This window comes from Gimesia aquarii, assembly GCF_007748175.1.
GTDB classification, from domain to species: domain Bacteria; phylum Planctomycetota; class Planctomycetia; order Planctomycetales; family Planctomycetaceae; genus Gimesia; species Gimesia aquarii_A.
The window spans coordinates 1,826,773-1,839,901 of sequence record NZ_CP037422.1 but is presented as its reverse complement, the minus strand read 5'-3'; the positions used below and the strand labels follow the sequence as shown (position 1 = coordinate 1,839,901).

Here is a 13,129-nt window from a genome sequence, read left to right as displayed (position 1 = left end):
CGTATCAAGTTTTGATTTTTCCAGGTCTGACCTTTTCTCCGTGGCATACTTAACCCCTCATTCTGTACAAGAGACATGAAAGAGGATTATTTCACGACGGGAAACTGTTTCATCAGATGAGAAGCTGCTTTTTTTGTCTCTTTCCAGTCGCCCGTTTCGTTGGGGACTGCTTTTACTATTACTGTGAAGTCCAGCTTCTCTCCCTTTTCAAATGACTGTCCGCTGTTATGACGGAGATAGTATTTGTGATATCGATCGAGGTCCCAAATGTGGCTGGCACTACGGTTACCTGCGATGACTTTGGGAGTATAACATAAAAGACCGAGTTGATTTTCCGGATCGTATTGAGCAACCCAACTCGTGTTTTTGCTGACTGCCATTTTCTTTGAATGTGACAACTCCCCTGTTTCGAATGATTCATCCGGGAGTTGGGCAATCCAGTTTGTTGTCGAGGGAGGGAAGCAGTGCATGAAATAGTAAAGTAAATCGGTCTTGCAATTTTCCAGAGCTTCCATCTCTGTTTGTTCTTCAACGAAGTCATTAGTAAGAATCACTTTGGCGCGGACTTTAAATTTCCAGATAGTCGATTCTTTGATGAATTGAATCCGTTTACCGGTAATGGTCTCTCCCGTTTTTGTGATGGGAACATTCTGACCATCCACAATCAGTGTTAATCGATGGACGACTTCTCGCCCCCCTTCTTTGTGTCCTGTTCCCCACCACTGCCCTCCTTGGGGCTTCAATACGGTTCCATAATGGCCGTTATTCAGACTAAAGAGGTGATCGCGATAGAACATCTTCTCAATCGTCCAACCGCTGGCAGCGTCTAAGGGAACCGTGTAGTTCTCTGTTTTGAGAGTCAGAAAACCAGTCTCTGGCACTCCCGCATCGTAGAGAGGCTGCGCAGTCTCTTTTTTGTTTGTGATTTCAGGATTGGCAGCAAGTCCTGCGTTTGCAGAAAAAAACACAACAGCAAGCCAACTGGCAAGAATCAGTTTGGTCATCGTCTGGAAATGGTTTCTGTTATGAATGGAGATGTTGGATATCAAAAGTGACAGAATTTTAAAGTCATAGGAATTTGATGGCTTAAAACGGCCAGTGAATTTACCCGTCGGGATTGCCTTGTTGAATCCCAAGATAGTAATATTTTCCCTCTTTGTGTTGATACATATGCCAGCCTCTCAAACCCATTGTGTCTCGGATCATTTTTTCTCCTGGCTTGAAAATATGCTCAGCCAGACCAATGGCAGGAAAATAGGCTTGCTGCCCGACAAATGTTTTAATGTTTCCATCCAATGGACCGCCGACACACTCAATTTGTTCTACCATCGGCTCACTTTTTTAACAAATACTTAAAGGAGGAGAAAGGATCAATGACTGCTACATCATAGTTTACACAGAAAACCCTTAGAAATGAGGAGCTTTTTGGAGCGTTTCAATTTTGGTAAGTGCATCCTTGATCTCTTGGTCTTCTGGCATTGTTTTTTGGAGCGTGAGATAGTTTGCTTCTGCTTCAGGAATTTTGTGGTAGAAGAGCTGGTACTTTGCCAGTAACTTTAATACCTCCAAATTTTCGGGAGCCAATTCATGCGCTTGAGCCAATAGTTTCAACGCCTTTCCGGGCACACCCTCTGCTTGATAAATAGAAACTAATTGAAAGAGGGAATCAAGTTGTCTCTGGTCTAGCAGTTGGCCTATTTCAAACAGAGAGGCAATCGATTTTTCGAGTTTGATCATATCGAGTAATCTGTTTGCTTCTTGATTCTCTGTGGATTGGATTCGATTTAGCTCTTCCAGTGCCTGTGCCGTACGCCCATTGATTAAATGAAGTCGAGCCATTAAGAGATGCGCTTTTTCAATTTCTACTTTGCTTGCATTATCTGAATCTAAAACTTTTTGTGTATATTCATGTGCCTTATCGAAGTGTGCCAGCTTCCAATACTCTTCCGCAATTCGCAGATTGTTCTTGGGAGTTTCTGATGGTGCTAATTCACCAGAACCATTTTTGTCAGCCAGCCGTTTTTCTGAGAGCATCATTCCACGCCGGATAGATTGACTAATTAATCTTTGTCCTGGCATCCGTGTCGCTTTGGTAAACTCTTGTAGAGCTTGTTTAAATTGGTGTTTACCGACATAAGCCCATCCCAGAAAATTGACGATTCGGACATCACTAACTTCGGGCAGTTCCTTAACAAATGAAATGGCTGCGTCATATTTTTCCGCCTGCAGTAACTGTTGAAGATAGTTTACCTGTGACGAAAGTCGATTGGGAAATTTGTCGAACGCTTCCCTGGCAATGTCCATTGGTTCGTCTTTCTGCCAGTATTGATGACGGATTGTTCCTTCATAATTCGGTTGTATTTCAATGATCACGACTCCTTTTTTTTCGTAAACCGGAGTCAGGCGGTAGACAAGATCATGATCCAGTAAGTGCCATGGGAACGCGCCTACTGTTGTTTTATCAAAGCTCACCAGATATTGCGGTGCGAATGTTTGAATTGCTGTATGCAACTCGTTTGGTCTTTTTTGTTCAAAGTGAATCTGTTTCTGGAATCGATGGCCGGTCGTGGCAACATCGTTTCGGCGTGTGAGAACTCGTGCATTCGCAGCAGTATTATTTTTGATCCAATTACCCGCTGCTACAAAATCGCTGTAGTGATTTGAAGGGAATTCAGTTTCATAAAATTCATCACCTTGGAAAATGAGCTTCTGATTTGCGTAAATCATACTATAGTCTGTTTTAGCCTGAGAGACGAATAGTCCGATACCGAGTAGCACCACGAGACCCATTATGACCTTTTTAGCTGTTTCGTTTTGTTTAGAAAGACGATTGACAATACACACAAACCCTACGGGGAGAAAAGCCAGAATGACTGGTAACAGCGGGAAGATATAGCGCGCTTGCATCCAAGGCCATATAGAGAGAATACCGAATGTAATGCACATATAGAAAAAACTGACCGCACCTCCTCGATTCCAGCATTTCAGCATACCATAAATGGCGATCGAAATAATGAAGATGCTGCCAAGATAATAGATGAATTGAGGCCCTGGTAAAACATGATTGCCATCGAGCACAAATCGTTCATAACTGGGGATCACTCCTGGCATACTGGGAAATAATTTTTGACACAAGCTTTCAAAGTGAATGAGTGATCGATTCAGCATGGAGAGAAACGTACCGAGAACACCCATCGATTTCATTTCTCCCATTGTTGCCGCAGAGTAAACATCGGATTTGAAAGAGTTGTTTCGCAGCATCCATAAGCCTGTTACTGCGAATGAACAGATTACACTTATCAGATAAGGCCAACGTTTCCGCTTCACGATGGCCCACATCCCCAGGGCCAGAACTAAGGCAACACCAATTGTACGAATCAATGGGAGGAACATTACTAAGCAGGTTAAGAGAACAAGCTTTCGTTTGTTGACCTGCTCTTCATCATGAGAAATGAGATACAGAATGGCGATGGTAAAAGCCATAAAAGGGATTTCACTCATGATGAGTGTGGAAAAGAGTAAAATATAAGGATTGGTCGCTAGAAGTAGAATGATAAACAAGGCTGGCCAGTGGAGAGATTGCTTTGTCTTGGGAGACGCTTCGCCTGCAAAATTCTGCAGTCGACACATAAATAGATAAAGCAGAGTCAGCATGATAATGGAGGTAAAAATGACCGTCACCTTAGCAAGGATTGCATTGTAAGGGGCGATCAAAGCAGCCGGGATGAGTAGCACAGACATTCCCGGAGGCCGCACTGTGAAATAAGGCTCTCCAGGAAAATCGAATTGGCGATACTCGAAGCTGGTACTCAGCCCTCGTGCCATTAAGATGTAGTCACCACTATCTGGAGAGACGAGATAAATATGATTTAATCGTGCACCAGTAAGAATGGCGAAACAAATCAAAATTGCAATCAGCAAGGTCCGTGAATGATGATTGTTTGATTGCAAAGCTTCGTTCATGATCATTCCAGATTCAATGACTGTGGTTTGGGTCCGTTGCGTAAATTTGTCTAAATCAGTGTTTTAAAACAGATTCTCAAGAATGGATCATAAAAGAGAACTACAGGCGCTCGCGAAGCTTTTTCCTTAGATTCTTGCCAATGATCCGATTCTTGAATCAGAGATTTATGGTTTTACTGGTTGTGAATTGGGTGAGGAAAGCAAAGTGTTTAAATGTGCACTTTCTTGGCTGGTTTCGCTGTGGTGACTAAATCAAAACGAGTCATTGAAATCGGCTCCCAGCGTCAGGATGCCCCTGAGCCCCGCTATGACAGACTGATTATTTTTATGTCAACCAAGGTAGTAGTGCTTGTGCGAATGACAGTACAAGGAAGAATCCGCACATGTCAGTTAGTGTGGTTAGTATTGGCCCAGAAGCCAATGCTGGATCGAGTTTGAAGCCTTTTAGTATCAACGGAATGACTGCACCCAGGCAGACCGCCATGAGCGTATTGAGCGCTAATGCTCCCCCCACGACGAGCCCCAATGCCGGTATGCCTTTCCAGAGATAGGCAACAGTTCCCAGCAAAACACCCAGAGCGATGCCATTCACCATACCGAGTACGAATTCTTTGCGGAAGATATAGAACCAGTCTCTCGGTCGAATCACCCCCAGCACGAGTTCGCGTGTACTGACAGCAATGGATTGATTTCCAGAGCAACCACTCATGTCAGAGACAATCGGCAAAAAGACAGCCAGTGCAATCACGCTGGCGAGAATGTCCTCATACATGGCGATCACACTGGCGGCGACCACGTTCAATACGATGTTAATACTGAGCCATGAGAGCCGCCGCGCGCTACGCGTTTTGAGCGGAAGGCTGCGAAGTTCTTCACCACCCATAATTCCGGCAAAACGGAGAAAGGTTCGACCGGCCTGTTCTTCTCCCGCTTGTTCCACGTCTTCACGACGAATGACTCCCACAAGTTTGTTATTTTTATCGACAACCGGAAGACCAAATAAAGGATGAGCGTCAAAGAAATGTTGCAGATCCTGCAGTCCCGTAGAATCCAATACGCTGGTTGGATTGGTAATCATCATTTTTGATATCTGCCGCTGAGGTGGTGCGAGTAACAGATCTCGCAAACGCAGTACTCCAGTCAATTGGAGCTCAGAGTTGATGACATAGATGTATTGGACATTATACGCGCCGTACTTCTCTGCATTTTGACGCAAATTAGAGACGACATCATCGACTGACTCTGATTCTTCAAACGCAAGCAACTCTGTAATCATCAGTCCGCCAGCAGAGAGTTGATCGTACTGTGCCAGAAAACGGACATTCTCTGCCGCTGTGGGGTCCATCTCCTCAAGGATGGCTGCGGACTGTGATTTCGGAAGCTGATCAAGCAGATCGACCTGTTCATCACTATGCATCTCGTCGAATATCGGTGCAGCCTGCTCTGGAGGTAAAGCTGAAAGCAATTGCCCTGCTTGCAGCTCTGGTAGCGACTCCATCAGGCGAGCGGCGTTTTCATCAGAGATCAGCGTAATGAATTCCTGCTGTTCGGAATCTGACAATTGAGCCATTACCCGCGCATCTTCACCGGGAGGCAGCTCCTTCAAAAAGTCGTGAGCGGCTTCGGGATCCCCGGCTGCAACAATCTGATCGATCTGTTCCCAGGCATCCTGACTTTCTTTGACGACACCCTCTGTCGTTTCGGGCGATTCTTCCATGTCGTATTTTCCGTTGTAGGATAATAGCCATTTTTAACGAGTTACTAACAATCCTAAAATAAATATTATCAATATGTCGCAGAAGGCAATAAAATGGCGAATTCTAAATGGTGATGTTTATGTTCTACTATTGTTGCCGCAAATCAATCAAGTTCTAACTCGATTTTATTCTGGAATCCCTCCATGTCATGGTTTTCTAGGCAATTTGTTTTTATGGGTAGTATACTGGCCCTCTGGATTGATCTCCCCGATACAGCCTCGGCACAGTCAGCGTCCACTTTACGCCCTGATTCTAATGGCTATCAAAAAGTCGTCGCCCCATTTTTAAAGCGGTATTGTCTGAAGTGCCATCAAAAAGGAATCGAGGACAATGAATTTCGTGTGGATTCCAGTCTCGAAAACAATTTTTTAAAACCTGTTGCAAAAGGGAAATGGGGTGAGATCGTGAACGTTCTCAACGGGCACGAAATGCCGCCTGACGGAGAACGAAAGCCGACGACAACAGAAGTTGCAAAAGTAGTTGACTGGATCACCAGTCAAATGGTCAAAGCCGAATTAGCCAATCGCGATTCGGCGATTGTGCTGCGTCGACTGAATCGAGCCGAATATCGAAATACGATTCGCGATTTGATCGGGCTCGATTTCGATACCTCCGGTTTCCCACAGGATCCGCCAGCGGGAGGCTTTGACAATAACGGGGGGGCCTTGACGCTCTCTCCGCTGCATCTGGAACTTTATCTGGAAGCCGCGCGTAAGATTTTGGATAAAGCACTGGTTCAAACAAACGCACCACCGACTTTGAAATGGCGTATTCAACCCGATTCAGGAGATTCCGATCGAAATCGAGTTGTCTATGATGGGCAACGAATGATTGTGAATGGGGGGAAAAACAAAGTTGAAAATGGTTTTAAAGTGATCCACCACGCCAATTGGGACAAAAAACTAAATGCGCGGGACTTTCGCATGCCTCATGCGGGTAACTATATCATACGAATTCGCGCAGCGGGGAAAGTGCCGGCAAGAACAGCTGTCGTCGCATCTGCCAAGCTGGCACTGCAGCACAGAATGGATCGGCAGAACCGTAAGAATCCTCGTGGGGCAAAATGGACGAAACAACAGTTCGAACGGGACCTCAAACATTTTCAAACCGATTCGATGTATGACTATGGGTTTCCTCGTTTGAAGTTCACCCAACATTTGGGAGGACAACCCAAAGTCCTGGCTGAGCTCGACATTGATGCTCCGCTCTCTAAGCCTCAAATTTATGAGTTCCAGGGATTTTTCTCGACACAAAAAGCGGGGGTCACCATTGAATATGCTTATGATATTCCCCGTGTTCTGGAAAATTTCTGGATGCAGACAGGAGACCAGTTTGCGCGTCCCGAACTCTATGTGGACTGGATCGAACTGGAAGGCCCCTACTATGTGTCCTGGCCTCCCCCCAGTCACAAACTGATTATGGGCAGTATTAAAGCGAACCCACATAACGAACGTCAGGCTGCCACAGAAATTATTTCGCGAATGATGAGTCGCGCCTATCGTCGTCCCGTTACACAACAGGAAATTGACAGCAAGCTAAAGCTGTTCCGTCAGGTGCGTAAGGATGCCTCTTCTTTTATAGAAGCCATCAAAACTCCTCTGACAGCGATTCTGGTTTCACCTCATTTTCTTTATCTTACCGAAGCCCCTCGCACAATGACGACTGGTTCCAGTAGTCAATCAACCTCGCGAAAATTGAATGACTATGAACTCGCCTCGCGACTGTCTTACTTTCTTTGGTCCAGTATGCCCGATGAAGAACTCATGGAAGTCGCGAAAAATAAAAAACTAAGCCAGTCATCGGAACTCACGAAACAAGTTGACCGGATGTTGGCTGATCCCAAAGCCGGCGCCTTGACGAAAAATTTTGCCGGTCAATGGCTCGGGTTACGTGAAGTGGGTGCCAACCCACCTGCAGCCGATTTATATCCCCGATATGATCGACATCTGGAAATCTCAATAGTCAAAGAATCTGAAGCGTTCTTTGCAGAAATTTTACAGAATGACTTAAATGTGATGAATCTGGTGAAATCTGATTTCGTGGTCATTAACGAACGTTTGGCTCGCTTTTATGGAATTTCGGGAGTGAAAGGCGACCATTTCAGAAAAGTGAGTGTTCCCGCCGGTGTGCACCGTGGTGGGATTGTGACCCAGGCGTCCGTTCTCACAATCACATCCAATGGAACCCGGACTTCACCCGTAAAACGAGGGACATGGGTGATGAAAAATCTGCTGGGTATTGACCCCGGATTGCCCGTCGCCAATGTTGGTGACATTGCCCCAAAGGTTCCCGGTATCGATAAAGCGACGGTCCGAAAGCGATTAGAAATTCATCGGGAATTACCTCAGTGTGCCCGTTGCCATAATAAAATCGATCCCCTTGGTTTTGCTCTGGAAAACTTTAATGCTGCTGGAGAATGGCGCGTGCAGGAAGGATTTGGCTATAAAGGCCGTATTGGTCCCAACGATCCGAAAATCGATGCTTCTGCCAGCATGCCAGACGGAACACGTTTCACCGGTGTGGATGGTTTGCGTAATTCTCTGATGAAACAGGAAACGCTGTTTCTGAAATGCCTCAGCGGTAAAATGCTCACTTATGCTTTAGGGCGGGAATTGGGCATCGCCGATAATCCGACCATTGACCTGGCGGTTACGGAAATGAAGAAAAACAATTATACATTGAGATCATTGATTAAATTTGTTGTGCTCTCAGAGCCGTTTCAATCAAAATAAAATAACAACACAGTTGATCAAACCATAGAGGTGCTGTGATGACTTCCTTTCCGAAACAACCACTCTCTCGAAGACACATGCTCAAAGGGCTTGGTGTCTGTCTCAGTTTGCCTATGCTGGAGGCAATGATTCCTTCTGCTTCGGCCCGGCCTTCGACATTTAAAGCCTGGAATCGCTCGGCCGGTCAGCATCCCCGCATGATTTGCTGTTATGTTCCCAATGGCGTGAATATTTTAGAGTGGGTTCCCCAAACCGCAGGAAAGTCATATCAACTGTCACAGACACTTTTGGCGCTCAAAGCACATCAGCGGGATTTTACAGTTGTTTCCGGAATCGGACATCCCGCTTCCAAAGGAGGTCACTCGGGCGCTGATACCTGGTTAACGGGCGCAGATTTATCGGCGGTTCCGGGAAGTGACTATGCAAATACGATTTCTGCCGATCAGATCGTCGCCGAATATCATGGCAAAAAGACACGGTTCTCTTCACTGCAAATTTCTGACTCTTCAGGCACAGGAGGCGCGGGGCATAGTCATACTCTCTCATTTGATCGCAGTGGTACTCCCATTCCTGCTGAGAATTCTCCACAGCGACTGTTCGAACGATTGTTTGTACCTGAAACGAACGCAGGAAAACAAGCGACATTAAAACGCTATGCAGAAAGAAAGTCGATTCTTGACAGTGTACTGCAGGATGCAACGACTCTGAACAAAAAACTGGGAAAGAAAGATCAACAAAAACTAGATGAATATCTAAACTCCGTCAGAGAAACCGAGCAACGTGTAACACGCCTGGAATCATGGATTGATGTTCCCAAACCAAAAGTAGATCCTATAGGGTTACAACTGGCAAGCCAACCACACAACGCGCATGATCGACCGATGTGGATCGATGTGATGCTGGAAATTTCTTATCTGGCGTTTGCGACCGACGCCACGCGTGTCATCACGTTTGAATGGTCACGAGAAGCGGGAGGCTTTGGTGGAGGAGGTGAAAATCATCACGAACTTTCGCATCATGGTGGCGATGCCAGTATGTTGAAAAAGTTGGCAGTCATAGATCGCTTCCATCTCTCCAAGCTCGCACGGTTCATGGATTTGCTCAAATCAACAACAGAGGACAATGGTAACATGCTCGACCACACGATTGTGCTATATGGTTCTGGTATGAACTCAGGAAAGGGAGGAGAACATTCTCCCAAAAACCTGCCGACGCTGATTGCAGGTGGACACAAACTAGGTTTGAAACAGGGGCAACACCTCGCATTTGATGTTGAGAAGCATCCACCACTCAGTAACTTATTATTGTCAATCATACAGGCGATGGGAGTGGAAGCTCCCAGGTTTCAGGATTCGACTTCGACGTTAACAGGACTCGTCTAACTCTACTTCATGGAGCAACTGCTTTTTAGACAATTAGGATGTAAAAACGGATCGAACCTGATATTTTTGTCGTTTTGGGGAAATCACTCGTGTGATAACAAAGTTTGAACAATCAATGTCGGGATCGAAATATAGAAATTCTAAAAAGATCATTTAAAGAGAAAACAAACATGCAACTGACTTCTGTTGTCACTCCATTCACAGAGGAAAACCTGCAATTACTCTCTCAGATTGGAGTCACCCATGTCACAATCCGTTATCCGGGCAAGGGGCAAGATCGGCTGGAATCTATCAAAAAACAGGTACAATTATTTGGTTTAAAGATAGCTGCGATAGAAGGAAATCTTCCCATCGAAAACATTAAGCTGGGAAATCAGCACTTCGATGCTGAGATTCTTGAAATGAAACAGTTGCTACAGAATATGCACAGGGTCGGCATCCCGTTTCTCTGTTATAATTTTATGGCAGGAACCGACTGGGTACGCACAAAACTGGATGAACGTGAACGGGGTGGTGCGTTAGTGACTCGATTTGACGTCGATCAGGCTGAGCAAGCCGTCTCCCTTTCTGAAACAACCCCACAGCAAGATTCAAACACGATTTCAAGTGAGCAACTTTGGAATAATCTGGAGCGATTCCTTGAAGAACTGGTTCCTGTTGCTGAGGACTGTCAAGTAACATTGGCCATGCACCCTGATGATCCACCTCTTGATTCTTTTATGGGAAAAGCACGGATCATGAACTGCGTGGAGAGTTTTGAAAAGCTAATGAAAATGGTACCCAGTCCAGCGAATGCAATCTGCTTTTGCCAGGGAACCTTCGCTGAAATGGGTGTTGATATCCCGGGTACGATTCATCAACTGGGCCAACATATCAAATATGTGCACTTCCGTGACATTAAAGGCACGCGCGAGCATTTTGTCGAAACGTTCCACGATAATGGGGCAACCGATATGTACTCTGCTATCAAGGCATATCAGCAGGTCGGTTTTACAGGTCCGATCCGTCCTGATCACGTTCCCCAATTTGTGGGAGAAGAAGCAGGAGAACCCGGTTATACCATGTTGGGGCGGTTACATGCCTTTGGATACATGCAGGGACTCATACAGGCAGCCAGTCATGAATGAGATGGTTCAATTCCCGCCGGACATCGGAAAACAAGTACTTATCACAAGTCATTGATTTGTATTTCGATAGTGTCCATTTTAACCATAGCGGCTTCTACACTATAATACTTGGCTCCAATGCCTTGATGACGCTGCAATCAACCTGAAGAACCAGCTAGTAAAAAACTTTAACTAGCCGGTAGATCTAGGGTGCATTCCTTGTATAATCGTTATTAACGGTGCAACTTACCCAAGCGGATATTGAAACTGGTGACTCGCAGGGAAGTCGAAGTTGGAATCAGCCCATTGCTGATGGTCAGGCAGGATGTCTTGTTGCTGGCGGTTGAGTTGTATTGCTGAGAGTGGCTTACTCTCACTTTGTTCCAAATACGATTTCCCACTCTTTAGGAGTCAGTCCCATGCGTGTCCGATTAATGTTAGCAGGAGTAGCCGTTGTCGCTAGCCTGTTCCTGATGTCCAATGTTTCCGAAGCAGGTGAGCGCATTGTCACTCGTTACCGTAATCCGTTTCCTTATGTAGGCCCCGCACCAGTTTATGCTGTCCCTGCTCCGGTAACCACGACGATGTACTATGCACCAGCTTATGTGCCTGCTCCTGTGGTGACTCCGGTTTATTATCAGCCCGCTCCTGTTGTGGTACAGCCAGTTACAACCTACTATGCGCCAGTGACACCCTATTATTATTCTCCTCGCAGGGTCGTTTATAAAACGCGGGGACCAGGATTATTTTCTCCCTATTATCGGTCTGTGGTCAGATATCGATAATAGACCTGAAACGAAAACAGCCTGCTGAATCTAAGATACAGAATTCAGCAGGCTGTTTTTATTTGTCGAGAAGCAACCTTCTCTAAGCCTCTTTTAAAGCGTCCAGCCTTTGCGGTATTCGCGTTTGACGTACTGGGCCGCTTCGGGAACATTGGTCACTTTGAGATTTTCGGCATCCCACTCCAGTTTCTTTTGTCCCACTCGATAAGAGACATTGCCCAGGAGCACTGTTTCGGTCAAAGGACCCGCGTATCCGAAGTTACTACCGGTTGGGGTTCCGTTTCTGATCGCGTCCAGCCATTCAATGTGGTGGCTCTTGGGTCGTGTCAGGAATGGTTTGACTGGATTCGCATCTTTACCGGCTTCCATAAATAATTTATTCGTTCCATAGTCAGCCAGTAAGCGACCATCGTCACCTTCAAACAAGACGGCACTCCCTTTTTCATAAACTTCTGCCCCTTTGGGCTTCCAGCCACCGTGGTACCAGGTCATATGCACGGGCGGCAGGTCCTCACGCGCTCCGAATTCGTAATCCACTCGCATCTGACTGGGGCAATCGTTCTCTCCGGCATGCCCTTTTTTGCCGACAGCGACGACGGTTTTGGGATACTTCAATTTTAAGGCCCAAAAGGGAAGATCCATATAGTGACAACCAAAGTCACCGAGTTGGCCATTCCCAAAGTCCCACCAGTAACGCCAATTGAAATGAAAGTGAGATTCATCATAGGGACGGAAGGGAGCGGGACCGATCCATTGATCATAGTTAACGTGTGCGGGAGGATGATTTTCCTTTGCCCTCTTGCCTTCAATACGAACTCCACCACCCAACCAGACATGCACTCGTCGAACAGGGCCGATCACACCAGACTGCACCGTTTCGACTACCGTACGATAGTTATCTGTGGCATGAATCTGATTCCCCATCTGAGTCGCAACACCAGCTTTGGCTGCCAGGTCGGTCAGTACACGGGCTTCATAGACTGAGTGTGTTAATGGTTTTTCACAATAGACAGGCAAACCTTTTCGCAGAGCCGCTGCGACCGCCGGAGCATGCATATGATCGGGCGTACTCACCAACACAGCGTCCAGATCATTTCGATCGAAGACTTTTCGATAGTCATCATAGGTATCGGCGTGAGGAAACTCTTGAGCCGCTTTTTCCAGCCGCTTTGAATCGATGTCGCATAAGGCCACAAAATTTTCTGATTTTGTTCCTTTAATATTGGAATACGCGCGGGCAGCGACTCCGATGGTTGCCAGATTTAATTTTTCGTTAGGTCCCTTCTTTTTCGTTTCATTTTCAGCAGTAGCAAACGGCAAGGAAGTCGCTAAAGCGGGCACAGCGGTTCCTGCGATCAACGCTTTTTTGAGAAACTCACGACGGTCGACAGAATTTGACATCAA

9 protein-coding genes are annotated in these 13,129 nt (G+C 46.1%); 4 read left to right on the top strand and 5 right to left on the bottom strand.

Features of this window, described 5'->3' with window-relative positions:
* Positions 1-86: 86 nt before the first annotated feature.
* From V202x_RS07285 to mgtE, 4 genes are all read right to left on the bottom strand, one after another.
* Complete coding sequence (locus tag V202x_RS07285) at positions 87-1,004, bottom strand: hypothetical protein (RefSeq protein ID WP_145172566.1); 918 nt, start codon at positions 1,002-1,004, stop codon at positions 87-89.
* Positions 1,005-1,104: 100 nt separating this feature from the next.
* Entirely contained in the window at positions 1,105-1,329 is a 225-nt protein-coding gene (locus tag V202x_RS07280; protein WP_145172564.1) for a hypothetical protein, read from the bottom strand.
* A gap of 78 nt (positions 1,330-1,407) precedes the next feature.
* Positions 1,408-3,963 (bottom strand): hypothetical protein, encoded by a 2,556-nt coding sequence (locus V202x_RS07275; RefSeq protein ID WP_145172562.1) that lies wholly within the window; start codon positions 3,961-3,963, stop codon positions 1,408-1,410.
* 325 nt (positions 3,964-4,288) lie between these two features.
* The gene (gene mgtE, locus V202x_RS07270; RefSeq protein ID WP_145172560.1) at positions 4,289-5,680 is read right to left on the bottom strand and encodes a magnesium transporter; all 1,392 of its coding nucleotides are present in this window, start codon (positions 5,678-5,680) and stop codon (positions 4,289-4,291) included.
* A gap of 183 nt (positions 5,681-5,863) precedes the next feature.
* On the opposite strand from mgtE, the gene V202x_RS07265 reads away from it, so the two are divergent.
* The 4 genes from V202x_RS07265 (at position 5,864) to V202x_RS07250 (ending at position 11,725) form a co-directional block, all read left to right on the top strand.
* Complete coding sequence (locus tag V202x_RS07265) at positions 5,864-8,452, top strand: DUF1592 domain-containing protein (RefSeq protein ID WP_197993269.1); 2,589 nt, start codon at positions 5,864-5,866, stop codon at positions 8,450-8,452.
* A 38-nt stretch (positions 8,453-8,490) separates the two neighbouring features.
* Positions 8,491-9,834, top strand: a complete 1,344-nt coding sequence (locus V202x_RS07260; protein ID WP_145172558.1) for a DUF1552 domain-containing protein — start codon at positions 8,491-8,493, stop codon at positions 9,832-9,834.
* A 170-nt stretch (positions 9,835-10,004) separates the two neighbouring features.
* The gene (locus tag V202x_RS07255) at positions 10,005-10,961 is read left to right on the top strand and encodes a mannonate dehydratase (RefSeq protein WP_145172556.1); all 957 of its coding nucleotides are present in this window, start codon (positions 10,005-10,007) and stop codon (positions 10,959-10,961) included.
* Positions 10,962-11,359: 398 nt separating this feature from the next.
* Positions 11,360-11,725, top strand: coding sequence for a hypothetical protein (locus V202x_RS07250; RefSeq protein ID WP_145172554.1), 366 nt, complete (start codon positions 11,360-11,362; stop codon positions 11,723-11,725).
* A gap of 93 nt (positions 11,726-11,818) precedes the next feature.
* Here the strand turns inward: V202x_RS07250 and V202x_RS07245 are convergent, their stop codons facing one another.
* Positions 11,819-13,126 (bottom strand): Gfo/Idh/MocA family protein, encoded by a 1,308-nt coding sequence (locus tag V202x_RS07245; RefSeq protein WP_145172552.1) that lies wholly within the window; start codon positions 13,124-13,126, stop codon positions 11,819-11,821.
* Positions 13,127-13,129: the final 3 nt, after the last annotated feature.

Bases quoted from the DNA above. Each gene is read 5' to 3' on its own strand.
- mgtE (WP_145172560.1), bottom strand. From the start codon at position 5,680: ATGGAAGAATCGCCCGAAACGACAGAGGGTGTCGTCAAAGAAAGTCAG.
- V202x_RS07250 (WP_145172554.1), top strand. From the start codon at position 11,360: ATGCGTGTCCGATTAATGTTAGCAGGAGTAGCCGTTGTCGCTAGCCTG.
- V202x_RS07265 (WP_197993269.1), top strand. From the start codon at position 5,864: ATGTCATGGTTTTCTAGGCAATTTGTTTTTATGGGTAGTATACTGGCC.
- V202x_RS07280 (WP_145172564.1), bottom strand. From the start codon at position 1,329: ATGGTAGAACAAATTGAGTGTGTCGGCGGTCCATTGGATGGAAACATT.
- V202x_RS07275 (WP_145172562.1), bottom strand. From the start codon at position 3,963: ATGAACGAAGCTTTGCAATCAAACAATCATCATTCACGGACCTTGCTG.
- V202x_RS07245 (WP_145172552.1), bottom strand. From the start codon at position 13,126: ATGTCAAATTCTGTCGACCGTCGTGAGTTTCTCAAAAAAGCGTTGATC.
- V202x_RS07255 (WP_145172556.1), top strand. From the start codon at position 10,005: ATGCAACTGACTTCTGTTGTCACTCCATTCACAGAGGAAAACCTGCAA.
- V202x_RS07285 (WP_145172566.1), bottom strand. From the start codon at position 1,004: ATGACCAAACTGATTCTTGCCAGTTGGCTTGCTGTTGTGTTTTTTTCT.
- V202x_RS07260 (WP_145172558.1), top strand. From the start codon at position 8,491: ATGACTTCCTTTCCGAAACAACCACTCTCTCGAAGACACATGCTCAAA.